The organism is Corynebacterium vitaeruminis DSM 20294, from assembly GCF_000550805.1.
GTDB classification, from domain to species: domain Bacteria; phylum Actinomycetota; class Actinomycetes; order Mycobacteriales; family Mycobacteriaceae; genus Corynebacterium; species Corynebacterium vitaeruminis.
Map to the genome: position 1 here is coordinate 2,824,671 of NZ_CP004353.1, position 24,259 is coordinate 2,848,929.

The 24,259-nt window shown below is 67.2% G+C and carries 21 protein-coding genes; 11 read left to right on the forward strand and 10 right to left on the reverse strand.

Annotated elements, in window-relative coordinates; genetic code table 11:
• Window positions 1-4: 4 nt before the first annotated feature.
• The 3 genes from B843_RS12690 to B843_RS12700 form a co-directional block, all read right to left on the reverse strand.
• Window positions 5-1,459, reverse strand: a complete 1,455-nt coding sequence (locus B843_RS12690; protein ID WP_025253862.1) for a glycosyltransferase family 87 protein — start codon at window positions 1,457-1,459, stop codon at window positions 5-7.
• A gap of 144 nt (window positions 1,460-1,603) precedes the next feature.
• On the reverse strand, window positions 1,604-3,748 hold the full coding sequence (locus B843_RS12695; protein ID WP_025253863.1) for a transglycosylase domain-containing protein: 2,145 nt from the start codon (window positions 3,746-3,748) through the stop codon (window positions 1,604-1,606).
• A 253-nt stretch (window positions 3,749-4,001) separates the two neighbouring features.
• Complete coding sequence (locus tag B843_RS12700) at window positions 4,002-4,382, reverse strand: DUF5318 family protein (RefSeq protein WP_025253864.1); 381 nt, start codon at window positions 4,380-4,382, stop codon at window positions 4,002-4,004.
• Between the two features lie 127 nt (window positions 4,383-4,509).
• On the opposite strand from B843_RS12700, the gene B843_RS12705 reads away from it, so the two are divergent.
• The 5 genes from B843_RS12705 to B843_RS12725 all read left to right on the forward strand — a co-directional run bounded on the left by B843_RS12705 (window position 4,510) and on the right by B843_RS12725 (window position 8,695).
• On the forward strand, window positions 4,510-4,962 hold the full coding sequence (locus tag B843_RS12705; RefSeq protein ID WP_025253865.1) for a MarR family winged helix-turn-helix transcriptional regulator: 453 nt from the start codon (window positions 4,510-4,512) through the stop codon (window positions 4,960-4,962).
• A gap of 47 nt (window positions 4,963-5,009) precedes the next feature.
• Entirely contained in the window at window positions 5,010-5,969 is a 960-nt protein-coding gene (locus B843_RS12710) for a universal stress protein (protein ID WP_025253866.1), read from the forward strand.
• Between the two features lie 16 nt (window positions 5,970-5,985).
• Entirely contained in the window at window positions 5,986-6,645 is a 660-nt protein-coding gene (locus B843_RS12715; RefSeq protein WP_038595580.1) for an SDR family oxidoreductase, read from the forward strand.
• Between the two features lie 73 nt (window positions 6,646-6,718).
• The gene (locus B843_RS12720) at window positions 6,719-7,180 is read left to right on the forward strand and encodes a hypothetical protein (protein ID WP_034651788.1); all 462 of its coding nucleotides are present in this window, start codon (window positions 6,719-6,721) and stop codon (window positions 7,178-7,180) included.
• A gap of 90 nt (window positions 7,181-7,270) precedes the next feature.
• Window positions 7,271-8,695 (forward strand): lamin tail domain-containing protein, encoded by a 1,425-nt coding sequence (locus B843_RS12725; RefSeq protein ID WP_025253869.1) that lies wholly within the window; start codon window positions 7,271-7,273, stop codon window positions 8,693-8,695.
• On the opposite strand, the gene trhO is transcribed toward B843_RS12725, so the two are convergent.
• Window positions 8,692-9,621: an oxygen-dependent tRNA uridine(34) hydroxylase TrhO gene (gene trhO / locus B843_RS12730; RefSeq protein ID WP_025253870.1), complete on the reverse strand. Its 930-nt coding sequence runs from the start codon at window positions 9,619-9,621 to the stop codon at window positions 8,692-8,694. The genes B843_RS12725 and trhO overlap by 4 nt on opposite strands.
• 37 nt (window positions 9,622-9,658) lie before the next feature.
• Here trhO and B843_RS12735 point away from each other — a divergent pair, with 37 nt between their 5' ends.
• Window positions 9,659-10,471: an Fpg/Nei family DNA glycosylase gene (locus B843_RS12735; protein ID WP_025253871.1), complete on the forward strand. Its 813-nt coding sequence runs from the start codon at window positions 9,659-9,661 to the stop codon at window positions 10,469-10,471.
• A 14-nt stretch (window positions 10,472-10,485) separates the two neighbouring features.
• On the opposite strand, the gene B843_RS12740 is transcribed toward B843_RS12735, so the two are convergent.
• The 3 genes from B843_RS12740 to B843_RS12750 all read right to left on the reverse strand — a co-directional run bounded on the left by B843_RS12740 (window position 10,486) and on the right by B843_RS12750 (window position 12,390).
• Window positions 10,486-11,010, reverse strand: a complete 525-nt coding sequence (locus tag B843_RS12740) for a VanZ family protein (RefSeq protein ID WP_025253872.1) — start codon at window positions 11,008-11,010, stop codon at window positions 10,486-10,488.
• A 64-nt stretch (window positions 11,011-11,074) separates the two neighbouring features.
• On the reverse strand, window positions 11,075-11,839 hold the full coding sequence (locus B843_RS12745) for an aldose epimerase family protein (protein ID WP_025253873.1): 765 nt from the start codon (window positions 11,837-11,839) through the stop codon (window positions 11,075-11,077).
• Window positions 11,840-11,877: 38 nt separating this feature from the next.
• Entirely contained in the window at window positions 11,878-12,390 is a 513-nt protein-coding gene (locus B843_RS12750) for a VanZ family protein (protein WP_025253874.1), read from the reverse strand.
• A 49-nt stretch (window positions 12,391-12,439) separates the two neighbouring features.
• Here B843_RS12750 and B843_RS12755 point away from each other — a divergent pair, with 49 nt between their 5' ends.
• Window positions 12,440-14,125, forward strand: a complete 1,686-nt coding sequence (locus B843_RS12755; protein WP_025253875.1) for an FAD-binding dehydrogenase — start codon at window positions 12,440-12,442, stop codon at window positions 14,123-14,125.
• Window positions 14,126-14,256: 131 nt separating this feature from the next.
• Window positions 14,257-15,228, forward strand: a complete 972-nt coding sequence (locus B843_RS13620) for an SLAC1 anion channel family protein (RefSeq protein WP_081751596.1) — start codon at window positions 14,257-14,259, stop codon at window positions 15,226-15,228.
• Between the two features lie 1,894 nt (window positions 15,229-17,122).
• On the opposite strand, the gene B843_RS12775 is transcribed toward B843_RS13620, so the two are convergent.
• Window positions 17,123-17,335, reverse strand: coding sequence for a helix-turn-helix transcriptional regulator (locus B843_RS12775; RefSeq protein ID WP_025253879.1), 213 nt, complete (start codon window positions 17,333-17,335; stop codon window positions 17,123-17,125).
• Window positions 17,336-17,513: 178 nt separating this feature from the next.
• Here B843_RS12775 and B843_RS12780 point away from each other — a divergent pair, with 178 nt between their 5' ends.
• The 3 genes from B843_RS12780 (at window position 17,514) to B843_RS12790 (ending at window position 20,287) form a co-directional block, all read left to right on the forward strand.
• Entirely contained in the window at window positions 17,514-18,236 is a 723-nt protein-coding gene (locus B843_RS12780; RefSeq protein WP_025253880.1) for a hypothetical protein, read from the forward strand.
• A gap of 32 nt (window positions 18,237-18,268) precedes the next feature.
• Window positions 18,269-18,838: a TetR/AcrR family transcriptional regulator gene (locus tag B843_RS12785; RefSeq protein ID WP_025253881.1), complete on the forward strand. Its 570-nt coding sequence runs from the start codon at window positions 18,269-18,271 to the stop codon at window positions 18,836-18,838.
• Window positions 18,839-19,213: 375 nt separating this feature from the next.
• Window positions 19,214-20,287, forward strand: a complete 1,074-nt coding sequence (locus B843_RS12790; RefSeq protein ID WP_025253882.1) for an AbrB family transcriptional regulator — start codon at window positions 19,214-19,216, stop codon at window positions 20,285-20,287.
• A gap of 25 nt (window positions 20,288-20,312) precedes the next feature.
• Here B843_RS12790 and B843_RS12795 read toward each other — a convergent pair whose 3' ends face one another.
• A complete protein-coding gene (locus tag B843_RS12795) occupies window positions 20,313-21,746 on the reverse strand; it encodes a plasmid pRiA4b ORF-3 family protein (protein WP_025253883.1) in 1,434 nt (477 codons plus the stop codon).
• Between the two features lie 232 nt (window positions 21,747-21,978).
• Window positions 21,979-23,547, reverse strand: coding sequence for a plasmid pRiA4b ORF-3 family protein (locus B843_RS13350; RefSeq protein ID WP_025253884.1), 1,569 nt, complete (start codon window positions 23,545-23,547; stop codon window positions 21,979-21,981).
• Window positions 23,548-24,259 lie beyond the last annotated feature (712 nt).

Consider the following 24,259-nt stretch of genomic DNA (forward strand, 5'->3'; position numbering starts at 1 on the left):
TTGACTAATTCCTTGATTCCGCAAACGAGCCCGCCAGCGGGTCCCGGCCGTCGTGGGCGTCGAGGACCGGGTCGGGGCGCAGCCCCAGCATCTGCCGGACGATGAGCACCGCGATCGCGATGATGAGCCCGTCCCTGCCGAGCACGAATAGATCCAGCAACTCACCCGGCGCGCCCTTGTTGTCCTGCCCGAGCATGTGCCACATGAGCACCGGCCACGTCAGGGCGTCGACAAGCGCCCAGGAAAACAGCAAACGCCAATTCGGCAAGGCCAACGCCGCGAGAACGACCAGCCAGAGCGAATACTGCGGGCTCCACACCTTGTTCGTGAGCAGGAAGGCCGCGACGATGAGGTAGCACAGCTCCGCGACGCGCGGCTGGCGGCTGACCCGCAGGCCGAGGACGGCGATGGCCGCGCAGAGGCCGAGGAACAGGGCGAGGCTGACCGCGTTGAGGATCACCGGCGTGCCGGAGCCGTCGAAGCCCGACCAGCCGAACTCGCGCGCGATCACCGCGTAGATGGTGGTCCACTCCCAGCTGCGCTGCGAGTTGAGCCGGAAGAACTCCGCCCACGCCTGCGGGTACACGATCGCGACGGAGACGTTGCACACCAGCCACGTGACCACCGTGGCGGCGAACAACTTCGCCAGCGGCGCGTAACGCCGCGTGCGCACCGCGAGCACGAGAAACGCCCCGAGCAGGAACAACGGCCACAGCTTGAACGCAGTGCCCAGCCCGATGAAAACACCCGCGGCGACCGGCTGCCTGCGGGAGAAACACCACAGCGCCAGCGTCGCGGCGAGGATGGACGGGATGTCCCAGTTGGTGAACGCGTGCGCGATGACCAGCGGCGACGCGGCAACCAGCAGCGCGTCCCACACGCGATTGCCGGCCAGCTCCGCGACGAGCCGGACCACGCCGACCCACATGAGCGCCATGACCAGCGCGGTGAGCGCGAAGTAGACGCTGGCCTCGGGCACCGCACCGGGAACCAGCGAAACCACCGGGTAGACCGCGCGGGTGAGGATCGCGATGAGCCACTGGAACATGCCCGCGAGCACCGGGTACTCCATGTACCTCGTGTGGCCGTCTTCCTCCCAGCTAAACGCGTACGGGAACCCCGGATGGTCGAGCCCGCGCCCGCTAAAGAGCGGAATGATGTCGTTGTAGCAGGCGGACGTGTACTGCCGGTTGCCCGCCCAGTTCAGCTGCGCGACACCGTCGACGAGCGTTCCCCCCAGGCAGTTGGCCTTGGCCATGTACCCCAGGCTCAAGAAGGTGAGCGCGACCACCGTGAGCACGCGGATCGGGGTCCATATCCGCTGCGTTCCCGGGCGCGCGAAGCGTCCGAGCGGACCGCCGAGGAAGCGGGCGAAGTCGCGGGCGATGGGCTCCGTGCGGGTCGGGGAGACGCGCCGCGAGGGGTCGCCGAGGTACGCGGGCGAGTGTTTGTCTGCCACCTTTGCTTTCACCCTCTCAACCGTAGTGCATCGCGTCCAGCGGGGGTTGCTTGTCGTGCTTTACGACGCTTCGCCGGTGGCCACAAACACAAAGGCGGGTGCCCCGAGTTTCCTCGTGACACCCGCCGCACCATTCGTGGGGGCTTATCCGCCTAGGCCCGGAATGACCAGGCCGGGTAGGACCTCAATCCCGCCGGTTCCGCCTGTGCCTCCGGTTCCGCCGGTGCCGGTGCCGGTATTGGGGACGGGGACGGCCGGAACCCCGACCTCGGGCACGGTGGCCGCGGGATCCTCCGGCGTGACCGGGGTCGCCTCGGCTGGGGCCGCCGGCGCGATGCTCTCTGCACCCGTGCCCTGCGTGCCCTGGCTCGTGCCGGTGCTGGGGGCGTAGCCCGATCCGTAGCTTCCGCTCTTGACGTAGTCGAGCGGCTCGGCCGCCTTGAACTGCTCGTAGTCCTTGCCGTCGAGGGCGTTGTCGAGGATGTCCTTCCACGTCGACGCGGGGAGGCCGGAGCCGTACATGAGGCCGCCGTAGGAGTTGGTCAGCGGGGAACCGTCATCGGTGCCGGCCCACACGGCGGTGGCCAGCTGCGGGGTCGCGCCGATCATCCAGGCGTCCTTGTTGGACCCGGTGTCGCCGAGCTGGGTGGTGCCGGTCTTGGCCACGGACTCGCGTCCGCCCGCGAGGCTGTTGCCGTTGGAGTAGGCGGCAATCGGCAGCATGGCGTCGAGGACGTTGGTGGCCACCGCCTCGCTCACGCGGCGCTCGGCCTTGGAGCCGTCGTGCTGGTAGAGCACCTCGCCGGTCGCCGTCTCCACCTTCTCCACGAAGTAGGCGTCGTGGTAGACGCCGTAGTTGGCCAGGGTGGACAGGGCGTGGGCCATGTCCAGCGGGCGGGTCTGGTACTGGCCCAGGATGACGCCCTCGTAGGGCTGCCCGCCGTTCTCGGTCAGGGTCTCGGGGATGTCCGGCAGGGAGCGTGCCACGCCCAGGGCGTGCGCCATGTCTGCGGTGTCCTGGCTTCCATGCTCCAGATCATCTTGCAGGCGCAAGAAGGAGGTGTTGTAGGACTTCTTCAGCGCTTCCTTGATCGAGCAGGAGCCGCAGCCGGCCTCCTCGACGTTGGTCACGAGCACGCCGCCGCGCAGCTGGTACGGGTCGGAGCTGTAGTAGGTCGAGGTGGGGATGCCTTGCTGCACCGCCGCGGCGAGGCCGAAGATCTTGAAGGTGGAGCCGGTCTGCAAGCCCGCGTTGGCGTAGTCGTAGCCGTTTGGGTCCTCGCCGCCATAGTAGCCGCGCACGGCACCCGTCGCGGGCTCCACCGACACGGCCGCCATGCGGATGTTGCTGTTCTCGCCCTGCAGGTTGTTGTGGATGGAGTCCACGGTGGCCTGCTGGGTCTGCGGGTCGATGGTGGTGGTCACACGCAGGCCCTTGGTCTCCACGTCCTCCTCGGTGATGCCGAGGCTGTTGAGCTCCGCCATGACCTGGTTCTTGATGTGGCCGTTGGTCCCGTCGGCCTCGGTGTAGGCGCTGTTGAGGGCCGGATCGATGGTGTCCGGGTAGGTCAGGTTTGCGCGCTCGTCGGCGTCGAGCCAGCCGGAGGAGACCATGCCATCGAGGACGTAGTTCCAGCGATCCTCGGCCTCCTGGCGGTTGGTCCACGGGTCCAGCTGGCTGGGGCGCTGGATGGAGGCGGCGAGCACGGCCGACTGCGCGACATTGAGCTGGGAGGCAGGAATTCCGAAGTAGGCGTATGCCGCGGCGTCGATGCCGTAGGCGTTGCGGCCGAAGTAGATGGTGTTGAGGTACGCCTCGAGGATCTGATCCTTCGACCACTCGTTGGTCATCTTCACCGAGTAGACGAGCTCCTTCGCCTTGCGCATGTAGGAGCGCTCGTTGCCCACGACGCTGTTCTTGACGTACTGCTGCGTGATGGTGGAACCGCCACCGGCGGAAGAGTTGCCGGTGAGCTGGCCGAGCGCGGCGCGCGCGAATCCGGTGAAGGAGAAGCCGCTGTTCGAGTAGAACTCGCGATCCTCCGCGGCGAGAACCGCGTGGCGCGTGGTCTCCGGGATGGAATCGATCGACACCTCGCGGCGGTTACCCTCCGGCGGGACGATGCGCGCCAGCTCGGTCGTGGAATCGGAGGCGTAGATCTCGGTGACCTGCTTGGTGGTCAGCTCGCCCGGCTTGGGCACGTCGGTGACGGCATACGCCACGCCGAAGACCAGCAGGGGGATCATGATCAGCGCGACGATCACGCCGATGACAGAGTTCCTGACCATGTGCTGCTCGGCTTTCGCCCGGCGCTTGGCGGGCTTACTGCTCCCCTCGGAGCTCTTGCCTGAGCCCTTACCCGACGAAGAAGGCTTCGATGAGTTGTTGTTTCCTGCCACTTATCTTCCGTGCTTCCTAAAAGTCTTCCTGCTCACGCAAGACTGCCAACTAACGCCCCGATCGTCGATCGCGAGCCACACATACCTAAAGAGTCTAGGGCCCACGGCCGCGATTATTAAGGCCGCCACTCAGATTCGCAGTTTATCCCCCGTCACTGGCCCCGCCATTAGTGACCGTGACCTCGCTGAGGAGGTGGTTCCAGCGGCAGGAGGGGCAGACTTCTACGGTGTGGACGCGGAAGGTCTTCCCCTCAGCCACGAAGGCCTCGATCTCCTCCATGCTGCGGGCCGTGGAGGAGGCCTTGCCCAGTTCATCGCCGTAGACCCAGTACACGATCCGCAGGTCTTTGCCTTCGCACACGGGGCAAGGGTACCCCGCCGGGTTTCCGTGGAAGCGCGAGGCCGTCACCAAGATGAAGTCCGCATCGCAGAGATCGCGCCTGGCGATCGCCCCGGCCCGCCACTGTCCGAGCGTCCTCGCGCGGGTCAGCCGGTGCGAGATCTCGCCGCTTCGTTGCATCATTCGAGACAGTCTATTCCCTTCGCACGCGTCGGGAGCCAGGCGAAAAGCGAAGGCCCAACCCCCAGTTTTTCGTTATTTTCTTGTGCGAATCTATCAACTTCGCACCCTGGCCTTATAGAATGCTGATATGACGTCGCAAACCCCTCATGACATAGCCGCCAGCATCCGACCCGCGCTCACCCAGCTGTACGTGTTGTATTTCCGGCTCGCCGGTCAATCGGACCTCACCGGCCCCCAGATGACCATCCTCACTCGCTTGGATGAGCACGGCCCGGCGCGCATCAGCCAGATCGCCCAGGCGGAGGGGATTCGCATGCCCACAGCGTCCAACGCGCTCCACCAGCTCGAGCAGCGCGGAATGATCGAGCGCATCCGCGACGAGGAAGACCGCCGCGGCGTCAAGGTGCGGCTCACCGAGTTCGGTCACTCGGAACTCAAGCGCGTCGGCGAGGAGCGCACCGCCCACCTCGCGCGGATGCTCGAGTCTCTGCCCGCCGAGAAGCTGGCGGAGACCGCGCGCCTCGCGCCGGTCATCAATGACTTAGCGGAAACCTACTCTGATATTCTTAAGCAGCAGTAGCCTCCACTTTCTTGAGGGGGCGCCCATGAGTTAAGCACGACGGCGAGATGACGAAAAAGAGTTCCACTGACGATTCCCCCGACCATGCGGCGGACCCCATCCACGTCCTCGTCGTGTGGTCCCCCAACGAGGGCGGCAATGAGGCGATCCAGGTTGCGGCGTGGCTCGCCCGCACCACCCCGGTGGAAATCCGCTGCGTAACCACCTTCCTGCGGCCGTGGCCCTCGCCGTCAATCTCCAAGCTGGGAGACAAGTACAAGCGCTGGTTCAAGAAGGAAGCGTCCCGGCTCGAGAAGGTCGTGCGTAGCGAGCTGAGCAAGGAGGGCCTCGATTCCGAGCAGCTCAACAAGCGCGTCTCCATCTTCGCCGACGGATCCAACGAAGCGGCCCTGCTCGCCGAGGCCGCCGCCGACTACCACGCAGACGTGATCCTGCTCGGCTCCAACGCCACTGCCCCGAAGGGGCGATTCCTCCCCAGCACCACGGCCGACACGCTGCTGCACTCCTCCCCGATCCCGCTCGGTCTGGCCCCGCGCAGCCCCAAGCTGTCCAAGCGCGGCATCACCCGCATCAACTACGCCCACGTCAGCGACGAGGACCCCTCCAAGGATCTGCACCGCGTCGCCCTACTCGCGCGCCAGTGGGACGTGCCCTTGCGCATCGTCGCTCTGTCCCCCAGCGGGTTCGGCCAGGCCCCCATCAGCCAGTCCCTCGAGCTCCCGAGCGATCTCACCCTGGAGTGGCGCGAGAACACCCTCGCCATTCTGGATCGTCTCAGCGACTCACTCCACGATGAATTCCCCGAGGTCTTCGTCGAGACCGAGGTGGCGTCCGGTTCCGGGTGGGCTGGCGCGCTCGACGCCGTGAAGTGGAAGAAGGGCGACCTGCTGTGCCTGCGCTCCACGCCGATGCGCGCCATCGAGCGCGTATTCGTCGGCTCCCAGGCCGCGGAGATCCTCCCCCACGTGCGCGTTCCCGTGCTCATGCTCCAGGCCGCCGCCTCCTAACCCGAAAGGTCGACCCATGTCCTCTCCCGTTGCAGTCGTGACCGGCGCCAGCCGCGGGGTTGGCCTCGCCGTCACGCGTTTGCTTATCGACGGCGGGTACCGCGTCCACGCCCAGTACCATAGGAAGCCCGCGGACTTCTCTCACGAGCGACTGTCGTGGTGGCAGGCCGACCTCCGCGCGCCGCTCGGCGACAGAGCCCCCGCCCTCGAGCGCGTCGACGCGCTCGTCCACTGCGCGGGCGTGTGCACGCTCGGGACCTGTGCCGACACCCCGCGAAGTGAGTGGGAGGAACACATGGCGGTCAACCTCCACGGCCCCGTCGAGCTCACCGCCGCGCTCCTGCCCGCGCTGCGCACGGCCCGCGGGCACGTCGTGTACATCAACTCCGGCGCCGGCAAGCACGCCAACCCCAATTGGGGGACCTACGCCGCGAGCAAGTTTGCCGCCCGCGCGTGGTGCGACGCGCTGCGCCAGGAGGAAAAGAACATCTCCGTGACCGGCATTTTCCCAGGTCGCATCGCTACCGACATGCAGAAAGCCATCGTCAAACAGGAGGAAAGGGTCTACGATCCCACGGACTTCCTCGCACCGGAGACGGTCGCCCGCAGCGTCCTTCACGCCATCGGCACCCCTAAAGATGGGCAAATCCACGAGATCGTCTTGCGCTCTCGCTAATAGAGGGAAGATTATCTTCTCACAAGGGCACAACCCCCTACCGAAGGAGTTCGATTAGGTGAACAGCAGGCACATGGATCACCCGGAAAATGACCTGACTTCGGACGCCGACTACGCTAACCGCTTCATGCCGCCGCCCACCACGTTCGACGAGCTCGCCGACGCCCCCGACCCGCTGCTCCAGGCTCAGGCCAACAAGCGCTCGACGAAGCAGGCCATCGTCTACACCTTCAGCGTCATCTTCGGGACGATCCTCTTCGGCCTGGCGCTCGCGTTCGTCTCTCGGGCGATGGGCGGGCCCCAGTGCGACTCCGGCGAGGCGAAGTGGATGTGCACCAGCGCCGCCGAGATCTGGTGGCCGCTGGCCACCAGCCTCGTCCCCGTCTGGGGTGCGATCGGCTGCGGCATCATCCTCTACCGCAAGTACGTCAACTACATCCGTTGGCGCCCGTGGATGGGGGCCTTCTGGACGCTCATCCCCTGGTCCATGCTCTGGATGACCACCACCTTCCAGATGAGCATCTCCAACCACTAGGTTCGCCAAGCGTTCTTTTCGCCTTCACCTCCGCGAAACAAACGGCTCCTACGCTGCGAGAATCCCCTCAGAACGAAAAGGATTTCTCACATGCGTCATCGCCTAGCCCTCCTCACGGTCCTCGCCGTCTCCACGTCCACCGCCATCGCCGCGCCCGCGGCGCTCGCGCAATCCACCTCCCCCGTCGTCATCAACGAGGTCGAATCCAACGGCGACGCCGTGGGCGACTGGGTCGAGCTGGCCAACACCAACACCTCCGAGTCCGTGGACATCTCCGGCTGGACCATCATCGACGGCGACGCCACCCACACCCCGATCACCATCCCCGAGGGCACCTCCATCGAGTCCGGCGGCTACTACGTCTTGCACACCGAGCCTTCCTTCGGACTCGGCGGCGCGGACTCCGTCACCCTGTCCGACGCCTCCGGCACGGTCATCGACACCGTCTCGTGGACCGCGCACGCCGCCACCACCCTGGGCCGTCTCCCGGACATGACCGGCGACTTCGCCGAGACCCCGGCCCCCACCCAGGGCCTGCGCAACGATGACGCCACCGCGGACAACCCGGTGCAGACCGTGCCTTACTCCCCCGCCGGGCTCACCATCTCCCCGGTCGACTTGGGCGCCGACTTCACCGGCGAGGACTTCTCCGGAGCCGACTTCGACGCCACCGGCCGCGCCTGGGTGGTCAACAACGGCACCGGCGAGCTCTTCGCCCTCGACTACGACGAGGCCACCAAGACCTACACCGAAGCAGGCCACTGGACCCTGCACTACGCCGACGGCACCGGCACCCCGGACTCCGAGGGCGTGGCTGTCACCGACAGCGGCATTTACGTGGCCACCGAGCGCAACAACGACGACAAGGCGGTCTCCCGCCCCTCTGTCCTGCGCTTCGACCTGCCCACCGGCACCGACGGCGAGCTGAATGCCGCCGCGGAGTGGAACCTGACCGAGTTCACCGGGGAGCTTTCCGCCAACGGCGGCGCCGAGGCCATCGAGTACGTCCCCGAGGCTGGCCTGTTCGCGGTGGGCATCGAGTCCACCGGTGAGGTGCTCTTCCTCAACCTCGACGGCGAGAAGGCCGAGCTTGCCCAGCGCTACGCTTCCCCCTTCGCCGCGGTTGCCTCGCTCAACTACACCGCCTCCACCAAGGAGCTGCGCGTGGCCTGCGACGACGCCTGCGACGGCCAGTCCCTCCTCATGACCTACGATGGAACCGAGTTCGTGACCGACGGCACCATCCAGGCGCGCCCGGAGGGCATCGACAACCTAGCCACCGAGGGCTTCGCCTCCTACGAGGGCACCTGCGAGACCCGCTACCTGTGGGCCGACGACGGCGCCACCCTGGGCTCCGGCATCCTCGCCGCTAGCCAGCAGACCTGCGCCGACACCCCGGCTGGATCCTCGACCGGGTTCTTCGCCTCGATCCTCGCCTTTTTCAAGGGCATCGGCAACTCGCTGTCTTCGTTCCTGCCGCAGCTGACCGCCCTGTTCAAGGGCAGCTCGCTCTAGAGGGTAGCCGCCAGCTTCGCCGCGACCTCCGCGCACTCGGGTTTGCCGCAGTGGCGGGTCTCGATGTGCTCGTAGCACTCCGGGCACATGAGCACGAGGTCGCGGCAGTTGTCCTCGTTGATGCAGTGCTCGAACTTGTTGGTGGGCTTGCCGCACTTGCAGTGGCCGAGCTGGATGAACCCGGGGTCCTCGGTACCCGCGCCGAACTCCACGTGCATCCGCTTGTCAAAAACGTACAGCGAGCCCTCCCACAGGCCGTCGTTGCCGAACTTCTCGCCGTAGCGGACGATGCCGCCGTCGATCTGGTAGACCTCCTTGAAACCGCGGTTCTTCATCAGTGCGGAGAGGATCTCGCAGCGGATGCCGCCCGTGCAGTAGGAGACCACCGGCTTGTCCTTCATCCAGTCGTACTTGCCTGACTCGAGCTCGGCGATGAAGTCGTGGGTGGTGCGCACGTCCGGGACCACGGCGTTCTTGAACTTGCCGATCTGCGCCTCCATCGCGTTGCGCCCGTCGAAGAAGACCACCTCGTCGCCGCGCTCCGCGACCAGCTCGTTGACCTGCTCGGGTTTGAGGTGCACGCCGCCGCCCATGACGCCGTTGTTGTCCACCTTCAGCTCCCCCGGCGCGCCGAAGGCCACGATCTCGTCGCGCACCTTCACCGACAGCCGCGGGAAGTCCTCCGCCCCGCCGTCCGACCACTTAAACTCCGTGCCCTTGAAGCCCGGGTACTCGCGGAAGCGCTTGATGTAGGCTTTGCAGGCGTCGATGTCTCCGCCGACCGTGCCGTTGATCCCGTGCTCGGAGATGAGGATGCGGCCCTTGAGCCCCAGCAGCTCGCACAGCTCGCGCTGCCACAGCATGACCGCCTTCGGGTCCGCGATCGGGGTGAACTTGTAATAGAGGAGAATCTTGCCAACAGTCACGCCTTCATCCTAAACCACCGGTCGTAGGATGTAGGCCATGCCCGAAGGTCATGTGATCCACCGTCTCGCGCGCGAGCTGCGCACCCACTTCGCCGACACCACGCCCGAGGTCTCCTCGCCGCAGGGGCGGTTTGCCGCGCAGGCGTCGCTTATCGACGGCCACAGGCTGGTCGGCGCGCAGGCCTTCGGCAAGCACCTGTTCGTGGAGTTCGACTCCCCCACCCCCGAGCGGATCGTCTACATCCACCTAGGTCTTATCGGCAAGCTCCACTTCGAGCCGCTCGCCGAGACGAAGGGCCAGATCCGCCTGCGCATCGCGGGCGAGGACGTGGCGGCCAACCTGCGCGGGCCCCAGTGGTGCCGCCTCATCACCGAGGAGGACCAAGGCGTAGCCGTCGGCAAGCTGGGCGAAGACCCCCTGCGCGCCGACGCCGACCCCGAGCGCGTCAGGGCGAAGGTGGCGCGCTCGAACCGCTCGATCGGCTCGCTGCTCATGGACCAGCACCTGTTAGCCGGCGTGGGCAACATCTTCCGCGCGGAGACGCTCTTCCGGCTGGGGATCAGCCCGTTTATGCCGGGCCGCGAGCTGGGCGAACGCTTCGACGCGGTGTGGGAGGACCTCACCGGGCTCATGGCCTACGGCGTCGACCACGGTCGCATCGACACCGTGCGTCCCGAGCACACCCCAGAGGCGATGGGCCGCCCGCCGCGCAAGGACGACCACGGCGGCGAGGTCTACGTCTACCGCCGCGCGGGGATGCCCTGCCACGTGTGCGGCACCCCGATCCTGGAGAAGGTCATGGAGGGCCGAAATCTGTTCTGGTGCCCTACCTGTCAGCCCGAGCCGTAGGCGTCGACAAGCAACTAGAGGGAGGAACTGGCCGCCATGAGCGCGAGTGTGGCGAGCGAGCCAATGAGCGAGACGGTGACGAACATGCCGCGGTGACGGGCGCCCATGCGGGTAAAGGCGAAGGCGCCGATCGCGCCGCCGAGCGAGTTGAAGATGAGGTCGTCGATGTCGGAGTAGCCCACCGCGAAGACGAACTGCGCGACCTCGATGCTGAAGCTTAACGCGACGCCGATCGCCGCGGCCAGCAGCGCGGGGTGGTCGACGTGGCGCCGCAGCAGGCCGGTGATGAGGAAGGTGAGCGGGACGAACAGGAGGATGTTGCCGAAGGTGTTCATCCACGGCCCGTACCAGACGGTCGCGTGGTACCAGCTGTAGAGCGGCTCGAGGTTGAGCGAGCGGTGGTTGGCGTGCGCCGCCGTCGACCACAGCCCGCCGATGGTCAGCTTGTCCTTGAACAACGTCAGCGCCATGACCCACGTGAGAACCACCCCAAAGGTGAAGGTGGTGATTCTCTGCGAGGCCATTCGTGTAAACGTCATGGCCTAAAGGCTAGGAAGCGCGTCTGGCAACAGCCTGTGCCCGCGGTTACCGCGAGCGTAGAGCCTACAGGGAGGACAGTGCGACCTGCATGACCACCTGCGCGCTCTCGCCGGGGCCCAGCTCCACACCGTCGAGGTCCTTGCCCAACCTCGCGGGCTCGACGCACAGGAAGTGGCGCCAGCCGCCGGGTTGGATGTCGGAGATGTTCGCGGCCAGCGCGCGGCCCGGGTTCCACACCACGAAGGCGTCGTTGTCCTGGCCGGTGACGTCGATCCGGCGGCCTAGGACGGGGTCGATGATGCTCACGGTCTTCGCCGTCCCGCGGCAGATGCGATCGAACTCGCCGTTGAAGGTGGTTCGGTTGGCGCCGGTGTAGCGCCGGTTGCTCGCGCGGTCGTAGAGGTCCGCCCCCTCCAGGCCCACAACGTGCAGCTTCTCGACGTCGCCGACCGCGAAGTACGGGTGCAGCCCCACCTGCACCCGGCGCGGGGCGAGGCCGGTGTTGACGGCGCGGAGGCTTACCTCCACGCCCGTGCGGGTGGTCACGCCGAAGAACTCGAGCAGCAGGTCGTCGTAGTCGGCGATGCTCAGGGTGCCGTGGTCGACCGGCGTGAGCTGCCAGTTAGCGGTGCGCGCCCAGCCGTGCTTGGGGCCGTCCATGAGGTCCGCGAACTGCGGGGCGATGAGCGGCACGCCGCCCCGGATGGCGCCGGGCCCCTCGAGCGAGGCGAGCTGGCTGAGCCAGAAGATCTCCCCGAGTTTCTCAGCCTCAGCCCCCTCCGCGCGGGCGGCGACGATGTGACTACCAAAAGGAACTACCGTGAGCATGCCCACTATTATGGCAGCTTGACACCGCCAGCGGGGGTTTACGCGGCGGCCCCGAACCGCCCAAATACGGCCACCACCACAGCAAACACCGCCTCGAGCAAGATGGCGAACCAAACCCACACCGGCTGCCACCTGGTTCCCGCCTTGGTCGCCAGCCACGCGCCGAGGAAGGCGCCGAGCGTGTTGCACCAGAGATCGTCGATGTCGGTTCGGCCGATGGCCAGCGCAAACTGGGTGGCCTCGATGACAAGGCTCACGGCAAAGCCCATCAGCGTGGCGGCGCGCACCGGGTGCTTCCGGCCTCCCAGGAGCACGGCGAGCAGCAGCCCGAGCGGGACGAAGAAAGCGACGTTGCCGGAGTACTCGAACGCGGGCTCGAACCACGAGCGGGCGTAGACGATCATGTCGAGCGGGATCAGCTCGAGCGAGCGGACGTGCTGGCGGTGTTGGCTCCACAGGTGCCCGATGCGGTAGTGGGTCTTGAGAAGCGTCAGCGCCGCGATCACCAGCCCATAGCTTAAAAGCGATCCCCACACGACACCCTTTTTCATGCGACCAGACTACCGGGTGGCCCCGCAGCGCCGCCGATAGAATACGGGTATGCATCCAGAACCCCAGGCGGACATCATCGTCGTCGGCTCCGGCCTCGCCGGCCTCGTCGCCGCGCACGAGGCCCTCAAGGGCGGCAAGCGCGTCGTCATCCTCGAGCAGGAAAACCGCAACAACCTCGGCGGCCAGGCGTTCTGGTCGCTCGGCGGCCTGTACTACGTGGGCAGCCCCGAGCAGAGGCTCATGCGCGTGCACGACTCCCACGAGCTGGCGTGGCGCGACTGGCAAAACTCGGCCCAGTACGACGACGAGGCGGAGGACGGCCGCGACTACTGGCCGCGCAAGTGGGGCGAGGCCTACGTCCGCTTCGCCGCCGGCGAGAAGCGCGCCTACCTCAAGGAGCTGGGGCTCAACGTGCTGCCCACGATCGGCTGGGCCGAGCGCGGCTCGGGCGACGCCTCCGGCCACGGCAACTCGGTCCCCCGCTTCCACCTGACCTGGGGCACCGGGCCCGAGGTGGTGCGCGTCTTCCGCGAGCCGCTGGAGCAGGCCGAGGCCGAGGGCAGGCTCGAGTTCCGCTTCCGGCACCGCGTCGACGAGCTCATCGTCGGCGACGAGGCGGGCGACAGGGGTGGCGTGGTCGGCGTGCGCGGCAGCATCCTCGCGGATACCGACCTGCCCCGCGGCGAGGCTTCCTCCCGCACGGTCGTGGGCGAGTTCGAGCTGCGCGGCGCCGCGGTGGTGATCGCAACCGGCGGCATCGGCGGCAACCTGGACAAGGTTCGCGCCATGTGGCCGCGCGAGCGCTGGGGCGAGTGCCCGAACGACATGGTCACCGGCGTACCCGCGCACGTGGACGGCCGCGGCATCGACATCGCGAGCGCGGCGGGCGCGCACCTAGTCAACACCGACCGCATGTGGCACTACCCCGAGGGCATGATGAACTGGGACCCGATCTGGCCAGGTCACGGCATCCGCATCATCCCCGGGCCGTCCTCGTTGTGGCTCGACGCCACCGGCCAGCGCCTGCCCACCAACCTCTTCCCCGGCTCCGACAACCTGGCCGCGCTCGCCCACATCGGCCGCACGGGGCACGGCTACTCGTGGTTCGTGCTGAATAAGGCGATCGCGGACAAGGAGTTCATCTTCTCCGGCAGCGAGCAGAACCCGGATCTGACGGACAGGTCCTTCAAGAAGCTCGCGGGCAAGGTCGGGCCCGGCACGCACGTGGCGGTCAAGGCGTTCATGGATCACGGCGAGGACTGGGTGCTGGCGGAAAACCTCGCCGACCTGGTCCGCGGCATGAACGAGCTCACCGGCGAGGGCCTCATCGACGAGGCCGCCTTGCGCGCGATAATCGAGGACCGCGACTCGCAGCTGGGCAACCCGTTTTCCAAGGACGCGCAGGTCAACTACATCCGCATCGCTCGCGGCTTCCTCGGAGACAAAATCGTGCGCACCGCCGCCCCGCACCGCCTGCTCGACCCCGCCAAGGGCCCGCTCATCGCCGTGCGCATCCGCGTGCTCACCCGCAAGACGCTCGGTGGCATCGAGACCGACCTCGACGGGCGCTGCCTTGACGCCGACGGCACCGTGCTCCCCGGGCTCTACGCCTGCGGCGAGGCGGCCGGCTTCGGCGGCGGCGGCATGCACGGCAAGAACGCGCTCGAGGGCACCTTCCTGGGCGGTTGCATCCACTCCGGAAAGCGCGTCGGCGAGGCGCTTGCCAGGTTGTAGCATTCGCTTGTCGACGCCAAGGCGGGCGGCCACCCAGTCCCGTGCCGCGTTGACTTCGCCACCAAGCGTCATTACATTAGCCGTATACCCCAGGGGGTATACGCGATATGAAACCCCGATGAAGGACCACCGTGAACGACTCAGCCACAGTCCAGCCCATCCGCAACTTCCCCGTCCAGCTCTTCGCTGGCGTCATGGGCCTCGGCGGCCTGAGCCTCGCCTGGCGCCGCGCCGCCGCCGCGTGGGGGTTTCCCGCGTGGACCTGGCAGGCCCTGCTGTGGCTCAGCTGCATCGCGTTCGTGCTGGTCGCGGGCGGTTACCTGGCCAAGCTCGCCCGCTTCCCCCAGGCGGTGCGCGCGGACCTCACCCACCCCATGCGCATGGTCTTCGTTCCCACCATCACCATCTCCATGCTCATCCTCGCGGCGGGCCTCGCCGACGCCGCGCACGGGCTCGCGAGCGTGCTGTGGTGGGCCGGCGCGCTGGGGCACCTCGTCGCCACGGTCTACGTCATCGGCGCCTGGTTCAACCGCCCGGACATCACCCGGGACGCCATGACCCCCGCGTGGCTCATCCCGATAGTCGGTAACGTGGTCACGCCGCTGGCCGCCCCCAAGGTCGGCGACATGGGGGTGGCGTGGTTCTCCTTCGGCGTCGGCGTCGTCTTCTGGCTCGGCCTGTGGCCGATGCTGCTCAACCGGGTCCTGGTCCACGACAACCCGCTTCCCCCCAAGCTCGCGCCGACGCTCACCATCTTCCTGGCCCCGCCGTCGATGATCGCGTTGTCGTGGCAGGCGCTCACGGGCGTCGAGGTCGATCCGGTGGTGGTCATCCTTCACGACGCCGCCGTCTTCCTCTCCCTCCTGCTCTGCGCGCAGCTGCACAAGCTGGTGAAGCTGCCGTTCGCGCTACCGGTCCTGGCCTACACCTTCCCCTCCGCCGCGCTCGCCTCGATCACCGTCGCCATGGCCGGCGCCACCGGCTCCGGTTTCCACACCGCCGTCGCCACCATCGCCCTCGCCGCGGCGACCCTCATCACCCTGGGCGCGGTCGGCCGCGTTGCCTTCGCCGCGGTTCGGGGCGACATTTTCCGCCCCGAGTAGCCCGGCCTTACTGACCACCGCCGAGCGCCGCACCGCGATCGTGAGCAAAACGATGCCGCACAGCAGGAAGGCAAAGGCCCGGGCCACGCCGTTGAGCGCCGAGAGATCGAAGAACACCAGCTTGATCACCGCCACGATGGCCAGCACCGCGCCCACGTTGGTGAAGCGGCCGCGCGGGGAGAGCATGAACCTCGCGGCCAGCACCATCCACGCGATGGACACCAGCGCGTGCGCGCCTAGGAACGCGCCGTTCTCGTGGCCAAAGACGGATCCCACGCGCATGAGGATTCCCACGACGGAAAGCATCGATAGGTAGAGCGCCACCAAGAGGCCCGCCACCTGCACCCACTTGTCGCCCACCTCGGGCAGGCGACCGGGGATCGTCGCCACCACCACGAGCGCGACAAGCAGCACGACGGCCACGAGGAAGGCCTCCACGCTGATCGCGTGGGAGCGCCAGCCCAAGACGTAGTCCGCGAGGGTGCCGGTGAGCATCACCGTCACGAACGCCCACGTCGACATGGCCCACGCCTCGCGCAGCTTGGGCAGCAGCGCGACCAGCAGGCCGAAGAACACCACGACCGTGGCGGCGCGCCAGTACAAGGGAGAGCCCGCCACCTGCTGCCGGTAGACGGCGTCGGGGTAGGCGGTGCACAGCACCACGATGGGCAGTGCGGCGAGCGCCCAGACGCGAAGCACCGCGGCCTCCTTCATCCGCAGCCCGATAGAGAGCAGGGCGAGGGCAAGCACCACCGCGAGCCAGTTCGGACCCACGGCGTCGAGGTAGATCGCCGCGGCCGGTAGCAGCACCGCGGGCACCGCGCCGGTGGCAAAAACCCTGCTCCATTCCTCGCCGCCGAGCGGGTACTTCGCGCCCGCCGAGCCGAGCGCCAGGGCGAGGATGCCCGCGACGAGCGTGAGTATCCATGGCTGGCCTTGGCCGTCGGCAAGCAGGAGCGAACCGAGCGCCAGCAGCGCGGAAAGGGCCGCCAGCCTCTGGATGGTGTGGCTGCGGAAGGCCACCGCGAAGGCGGCCATGACCAGCGGGAACAGGAACACGGGCAGGGGGTTGATGCCCTCGTCGGCGGCGAGCGGGAAGAAGAACGTGGAAAGCGCCGCGCCCACCGCGAGCCAGATTGCCGTCACGTCGCGGCCGCCCGCGCGCAGGTCGTAGGCGCCGATGGCGGCGTAGAGCGCGACCATGACCACCGCCGCGAGGAAGACCGGCAGCCATCCCAGCCACGTCGTGGTCAGCCACGTGGTGGCGAGGGCGGTGTACAGCGAGGTCACCACCAGCGCCGACGTCGCGGCCGGCGGGGCCGACGCCCGGAACCGGTGCGCCGCCGCCAGCAGCGCCGCGGCGACCAGGTAGGCGAGCACCACGCGTCCCAGCGGACCCAGCAGCCCCGCCTGGATCGCCACCGCGACGAAGAAGGCCACGCCCACGAGCGTGATGAGCGCGCCACCCACCGCGACGGCCCTGATCAGAGTGGACTCGCGATCGCCCTGCGCCTTTTTCGCCTTGGCTGGGCGCGGCGGCGCTGGGTAAGGGGCGATCGGCGCCCGCCCGCTGCTCAGCGAGCCGTGTTCCCCGCCGAGCAGAGCCCTGGAGGTTGGCTGCGGCGCAGGTTGCGCGGCGGGCGGCGCAACCGGGGCGTCTTGGCTTCTGACCAGCGCATCGAGCAGGCCGCGCGCCTCGGCGAGCGCCCCCTCTGCCGCATCAAGGCGCCCCAACGCCGCGCGCAGGGCCTCGCGTTCGTTTTGAAAACGTGTGTCCCTATTGTCCATACTGAATGTTTACCGCACCCACGCGACACCGCGCCCGCCGAGGCGGTACTTCGTTACGGTTTTGTTGCTTGTCGACGCCAAGGCGGCGCACAAACGACCCCACGACCTACCGCAGCGCCTCGGGGACATGCTGCACCACGGCGAGTTCCAGCCCCAACACCGCGAGGACGGCAGAAACCTTGTCGAGGCGAACCGTGGGTTTCCCCGATTCCAGCTGCCGCACGAACCTCTCCGAGACCATCGCCAGCTCGGCGAGATCAGACTGCGTGAGGAGCAGCTCCTTTCGGCGCGTACGCGCCGTATCCCCGATCGAGTCCACATCCCACCTCCCTTCGGACAGGCATGATCTTGCCGGTTTCTCCAGTTTTGACTCTCAAAATACCTCAACTGACGCCAGACCGGAACGATCGTGCCGTTTTCTCCCACTACGCTTAACGATTGGATACCGCCTGCACTAGCCGGGCCCCCGCGTCCGGTCTGGTTGCTACGGTGGACTCATGAAAAAGATCACCGTTTCCGTAGCTGCCCTCGCTGCTCTCTCCACCCTCGCGCTCACCGCCTGCTCCAGCGGCACCTCCAGCGACCCGGGCGCGCCCGCCTCTACTGTGACCGTCACGCAGTCACCGGCGCCCGCCAGCGTCGAGCCCCCGCCACCATCAACATCGCCGAGCGCGCAGCCCACGTCCTCTGCCAGCGCGAACAAGATCATCCCCGTCGAGGCACTGGAGACCCTGTGGGTGCCGTCGCTGTGCGGCAACGACGCCGCGACCCTCGTCGACGGCATGCTGCCCGCCGCCGCGATGAGAAACGTCGGCTCCGTGCCGGGGCTGTTGCGCATGGAGGACGAAACGCCGATGGGCGCGTACACGGACATCAACGGCGACGGCCGCGACGAGGCCGCGGTGGCCTATTACTGCGACATGGGCGGCGTCTCCTGGCCCGCCCACCTGCTCGTTTACGACAACGACCTCAACTACATGACCACCGTCGACTTCAGCGACCTCGGCGGCTACGTCCAGGGCCGCGGCAACTTCATCTCGCTCCACTGGAACGACCACGCCATCCAGGTCGAGATGCTCGCAGGCACCGCCAACGACGCCGCCTGCTGCCCGAGCCGGAAGGTCACCGTGGAGCTCACCATGCCCGGAAACCAACCGGTCACGCGAATAATCGACGATGTCCCCTTTGAAGAACGCGTGTCGACACCTACGGGGGTTTGACCAGATTTCTTTACAGGTGTAACTCTTTACACATGGCAAGAAATTCCGCGTACCCGCAGCTCCTCGAGGCGGTCATCCGCCTCGCCCACGAGCGGGAGACCGCAACCATCACGGTGACCGACATCGTGAGGGAGGCGGGGGTCACCCGACCTACCTTTTATGCCGCCTTCACCGACCCGGCCAACGCCTTCACGCACGCGGCGGCCGAGGAGATCACGCGGGCGTTCGCCAGCTCCCCGAAGCCCCAGGCCACCCGCCAGTTCACCGAGGATGAGCTCGCGGCCTTCTTCGCCGAAGTGCTCGCTTACGTCGACGGCCACCGGTCCTTCTTTCAGCACGTCTCGCAAGGGCCCGGCGCGCACGACATCCTCAAGCACCTCATCGCCGCGCTGAGCGGACGCATCGCCGACTACTCACCCGCGGGATTGGCCCTGCAATCGGGCCCGCTACCAGCAGAGACAACCACAGAGGCCGTCGCGGCCGCCGTCGCCTGGACCACTCTCAGCTGGGTCAACGAGTCCTCGCCGCGCCGCGTGCAAGAGATGGCAGACATCCTCGCGGGACTCGTTCTGCGTTTTTCTGCTCCAGGAGGAAAGGAATGACCACCTCCACCTTGACCATCATGCACACCGGCACCGTCGTCATCGACGAGGGGCCGCGCCCTGGGGTGGTCGTCGACGCCGCACAGGCGGAACGCTCCCAAAAATGGGCGCTCGGTGGAAAAGGACCCGCGCTACCTGGGACCCATCGCCGACCGCGCCCCAGAGATCGCGCCCGCGGCCATCGGCTTGTAGCGGAAACGCAACACACCCTTCCACACCAGTTCGTGGAAGGGCGATTGCGAACCTTGGCCGTCGATAAGCACGCTATGCCACTTCGGCCTCGCGTTTCTGTTCGGTCAACGCGCCGCGCCTACAGTGGGGGAGAACACGATTCGAACTCCGTGAAGCACCACAACTAACGCGTGAAAGGACGCCATGCCACACCCCGAATCCCGCGCCCCGTGGTCCGACGTCCTCCGGTGGCTCATCGTCGTGCCCGTCTCGGCCGGGATCGGCTACGTTCTCGACGACCTCGGCATCCACGCTGCTTGGATCGTGGCGGGCATCCTCGCCTCGGGCGCGATGGCGCTCGTCTCCCGGCGCGAGCTGCCGCTCAACGGCGCGGTCGAGCGCGCGGCCCGCGGCGTGATCGGCGTGCTCGCGGGACTTTCCCTCGTGGGCGTCGACTACGGCTCGATGCTGCACTTCATCGTGCCGGGCATCGTGGTCGCGCTGGTCACCGTGGGGATCGGGGTCGGCTCGGGCGTGCTGCTCTCGCGCCACGAGAAGGAGGTGAGCGTCGAGACGGGCATCCTCGGCATGCTCCCCGGCGGCTCCTCGACGCTGCCGGTCATCGCGCGCGACACGGGAGCGGACTACCGGCTCGTGGCACTCTCGCAGTACCTGCGGCTACTCATCGTCTCGCTCACGCTGCCCGTGGTCGGCGGGCTCACCTTCGGCAGCCCCCTCGATCTCAGCGGCCACGCCACGAACCCGCAGCTAGCGCCGACCCTCGTGCTCATCGCCATCGCGCTCATCGGCCCCTACATCGGCAAGGCGCTGCATTTCCCGGCACCCCACATCTTCGCCCCGCTTCTCATCACGCCGCTGGCCGCTCTCGCCTTCCACGACCCGAGCTCGATCGTGCTGCCGGAGCCGGTGCGGATCGTCGCGCTGCTCACCATCGGCTGGATGTGCGGCGGCGGGCTGTCGACCCGCTCGCTGAAGCTGTTCGGCAAGCAACTGCCGATGACCATCGCCTGCATCGCCTTCACCATCCTCGCGTGTGCCGCGTCGGCGTGGGCGCTCATGCTGGTCACGGGCTCGACCTACTTCGAGGCCTACCTGGCGACCAGCCCCGGCGGGCTGGAGACGGTCCTCGCGCTCGCCTCCGAGGGCGCGGTCGGCCCCATCGTGGTCAGCCTGCAGATCATCCGGCTCATCACCCTGCTCATCATCGCGGGCTACCTGCCCACGATCATCGCGGTCATGCGCCGTTTCGGCCGCTAGCAACACCCCTGCCAGACCCACACCCCTAGCTCAGCTCCGCCACCAGCTCCTCAGGCAGAAGGTTGCCGTGCTCGAGCCCGGCCAGGCACTCGCGCGCGAACGCCGCCAGCGCCACGTTGGTGACGTAAATCCCCGGATCGTGCGGGTCCTCCTCCTTTGGCACCACCCTCGCGAGCGGCTCGGAGATGGCGTAGATCCGGTCGAAGACTAGGTCGCAGGCGAGCGGGTAGGCGCGCCTTCGGGGGAAGTATCCTTCGCCGAGGTCATCGAAGAGCTGTTCGTGCTCCTCCAGCCGGGTGCGGCTGCGCAGCTCCGCCAGGCGCGCTGCCGCCGCGTCCCCGTGGGCGATATAGAGGAAGGCGAGCACGGCGGTCACGAAGCGCTCGCCGCGCAGCGAGCGGAATCGCCCCGCGAGATGATGGGTGAACTCGATGTCCGTCAGCCGCAGCGCCCGGCGCGCGTCCACCGTGAAGACGATCCCCGGCTCCTCCTGCTCGCCCAGCCCGACCAGGCAAAACATCCTCTCGAGCAGGACCAGCGTCTCGCGATTGCCCCAGCCGGGATTGATCTCGTCGACCATCTCGAACGCCTCGGCCTCGGTCTCCTGGGATCGCACCGTGCCCGGCAGGATCTGCAGCAGCCCTTTGAGGGTGCGTCCCACGCGCTTCGCGTGAACGTCGGAAAGCATCGTGCAAACGGTTGCCTCGTGCCGGTGAATCATGGCCGTGAGCAGGGGACTCCCGAAATACTCGCCGAGCGCGTGCAGCACGCCGCGGCGGTCGGCCGCCCCCAGCAGGTTCTCCGCCACCGCCGGATCCAGAAACGCCGGTTGCTCCGAGAGCCTTCCGCTTGCGCGCTTGCTTGCCGACGCCTTCGGCTCCGCAACCACATCCACCTTCTTCACCGCGGGCATGGCGAAGCTCTTCTCCCACTCGTCGAAGGAGGCGAAGTCGCGCTGGACCTCGAGCGGGCAGATCTCACCGAAGGTGGCGCGGTAGGCCTCGGGGTTCTCCAGCGCGGCGAGCTCACCCGCAGCCGCGCGATCGATGTCCCGCAGGATGGACGCCCAGGCCCGCGCGCCGCCGCAGTCCTCCAGCGGCGAGGTGCCGTGCCCGCGGACCAACGTCGCGCGCTTGCGGTAGCGCCGGTCGGTGCCCACGAGCCGGATGCTGTGGCGCCACTCATCATTGAAGTCGTAGGTGTAGACCAGCTCGCCCTCGGCAGATTCGAGCAGGTCACCGGCGGTAACTCCCCACTCGGGCAGCTCGTCGCCTGCGGACTCGGCGACCCAGCGCGACGGGCCCAGCGTGAAGGAATGCTGCTGCTCGTCGCGCCACGAGAACGCCTTTTGCAGCACGAGGTGGAGGCCGTGGAGGGTGGTTTCCACGGGGATGTCTAGGATGCGAACGACTGGGCGGGGCACGTCGAGGAGCTCGACTCGCAGGCGCAGAGTGGGCATGCGCCTCATTGTGGCAGAGGCACCCGACATCGGCAGCGCGAGCGCGAAAGCGGGGGGATTTCGATGCTTCCTGCGTATCGACGCCAAGGCCCCGGCCAACCGACCGCGGCGACCCACCGGAGTCCGGCAAAATCGCAGGTGGACCGTCCCGAATGATCAAGCTCGGCCACGCCGACGTCTACGTCCTCGACCCCGAGGGCAACGACATCGAGATCGTCGCGGAGCGGGACGCTTACGCGTAGCGGCTCTCGCCCACCCCGAACGGCAGCAGCCACCGCGCGTCGAGGCTGCTCAGGCACTCCTTCGCAAAGGACACCAGCGCTGGGTGCTCCCTGACGCTGTTGGGGTCGAAGGGGTGGCTCACCGGAGGCATCACGAGGTGCAGCGCCTCCCGCAGCAGGCTGAACCGCTCGAAGAACTCCATTGCGCGCTGGCCTTCGCCGTCGATGCCCGGCGCGACGGGGAAGTAGGCGTCGATGATGGCGGAGAAGAACACGGCGAGCTCCTCATCGGGCGTGTGCCCGCGCAGCGCGCCGAGGCTGCGCATCGAGTCGTCGCCGTAGGCCAGCAGCAGGAGCACCAGTACCGCGGTGATGTAGGGTTCGCCCTGGTCGCCGGGGATCCGCGCGGCAATCTCCCTGGCGAAATCGGGCTTATCCAGGGCGAGCACCTTGACGGTGTCCTCGGTGACGACGAACTCGTTGAGTCGGGCGTCGGCGACGCCGGAGGTGACGAACAGGAACTCGAGCTGGTTCCACGCCCAGTAGATGTCCTCCTCGTCCGTGCCGATGCCCAGAATCGCAAACACCTTGCGCATGACCTTCGTCGTCGAGCGCTTTTCCGTCATGGCGCGGAGCACGTCCTGCATCCGGCCGCCGATGAGTGCTAGGTGCTCCTCGGTGGGGGCGGACGCGGTCTCGTGGCGGTGGATCATCTCGGTGAGCAGGGGAGTGCCGAAGTAGTCGCCCAGCGCGCCGAGCACCCCGCGCTCCTGGGCGCGCTCGTAGAGCCGGCGCGCCACCTCGGGGTCCTCGAAGGCCGCCTGCTCGAAGGCAAGGTCCTCGCCGAGTTCGGGCAGGTGGCGGATCTGCATGCGCTGGTTGTGCATCGCGATCGCCTCCTCGTACGACAGGCCCTGGGTTTCGACCATGTCGCGGATCTGCGCGCCGACCAGCTCGGCTATGTTGACGTTCTCGAGGCTGCCCGGGTCCTCCGGCTCCGCGGCGACGTCGACCTTCTTCACGTCGACCGACGCCCAGTGGCGGTCGACGTCGCCAAACGACGCGAAGTGGGCATGCACGGCGGCGGGGCTGTCATCGCCGAAGGTCAGCTCGTAACCGGCCGGGTTGGCGAGCTTGTCGAACTTGCCCTGAGCTGCGAGATCGATGTCGTCGAGCACGCGTTCCCAGCCGCCCACGCCGCCGCAGTCCTCCAGGGGCGCGGCGCCTTGGCCGTCGACAAGCGTGGCCCTCTTGCGCGCGCGCCGATCCGTGCCGACGAGCGTGAGCCGATGCCGCCAATTGTCGCCGAAGTCGTAGGTGTAGGTGAGCTCGTCGCCGATCTCGTGCAGGAGCTCGCTGAGCAAGACGCCCGCCTCGGGCAGCGCCTCGAACTCCTCCGGCACCGGCGACCAGCGCCTCTCGCCTTGGGTGAACTCGTGCAGGTGGCTGTCGTGCCAGAAAAAGGCTGCTTGGAGCACGAGGTGGAGACCGTAAAGTGTGGTCTCAACTGGGACGTCAAGGGTGCGGACGACGGGTCGCGGCGCTTCGACAAGCTCCGCTTTGAGGCGCAGGGTAGGCATGCGTCCATTGTGACAGAAATCAAACTAGCGCGAGCGAAAAGCGGCCCTAAGGTGGCATTTTCGCTTATCGACGCCAAGGTTCTCCCCGTAATTCGCAAGAATTCACACAATTCATAAAAATCATAAAAATCACAAGACTTCATAAGCTCGCGGTCGCGATCGTTCGCGTGAGCCCCTTCCGGGTGGCTCTTCATACGACTCCACCCTGCTGCCCTGGGCTGTGACCGAGCGTGCTTTCCCAGAATCCACGCATCTGCGGGGTAGCACATCTGACCACCTGGGTGTTTTCGGTCGCACACCCCACAGATGCGCGGCGAAAGGTGGGCTGGACACCCCGCGCTGAAAATAAGCGCTTCTTTGACAGGCTTCAGATCTGACCACCTGCGAGTTTGCGATCTCTCACCCGTCAAAGATTCGCGTTTTTGGCACGAAGGCACAAGAGACGTCCGAAAAGCCGGGCCACCTAGCATGGCCGGGAGTAGCTGCCGCCCAGCCAAGCCTGTCCGGAGGCCACGAGCACGGGGCTAGTTACCGAGCCGTACGGAACGGAAACAGCAGCTAAAGCGGGATGTTGGCTGCAAAGAACTGGGCCACCCCTGCCTCCTTGCGCGAGTCATTTCTTCCAACGCCAAGGTTTCTCGCCCTAGGGTCTATCCACCGCCCCTTTTAACTGGTAATAACAAGTATAAGTGCCAGTTCATAAGCCTATTGC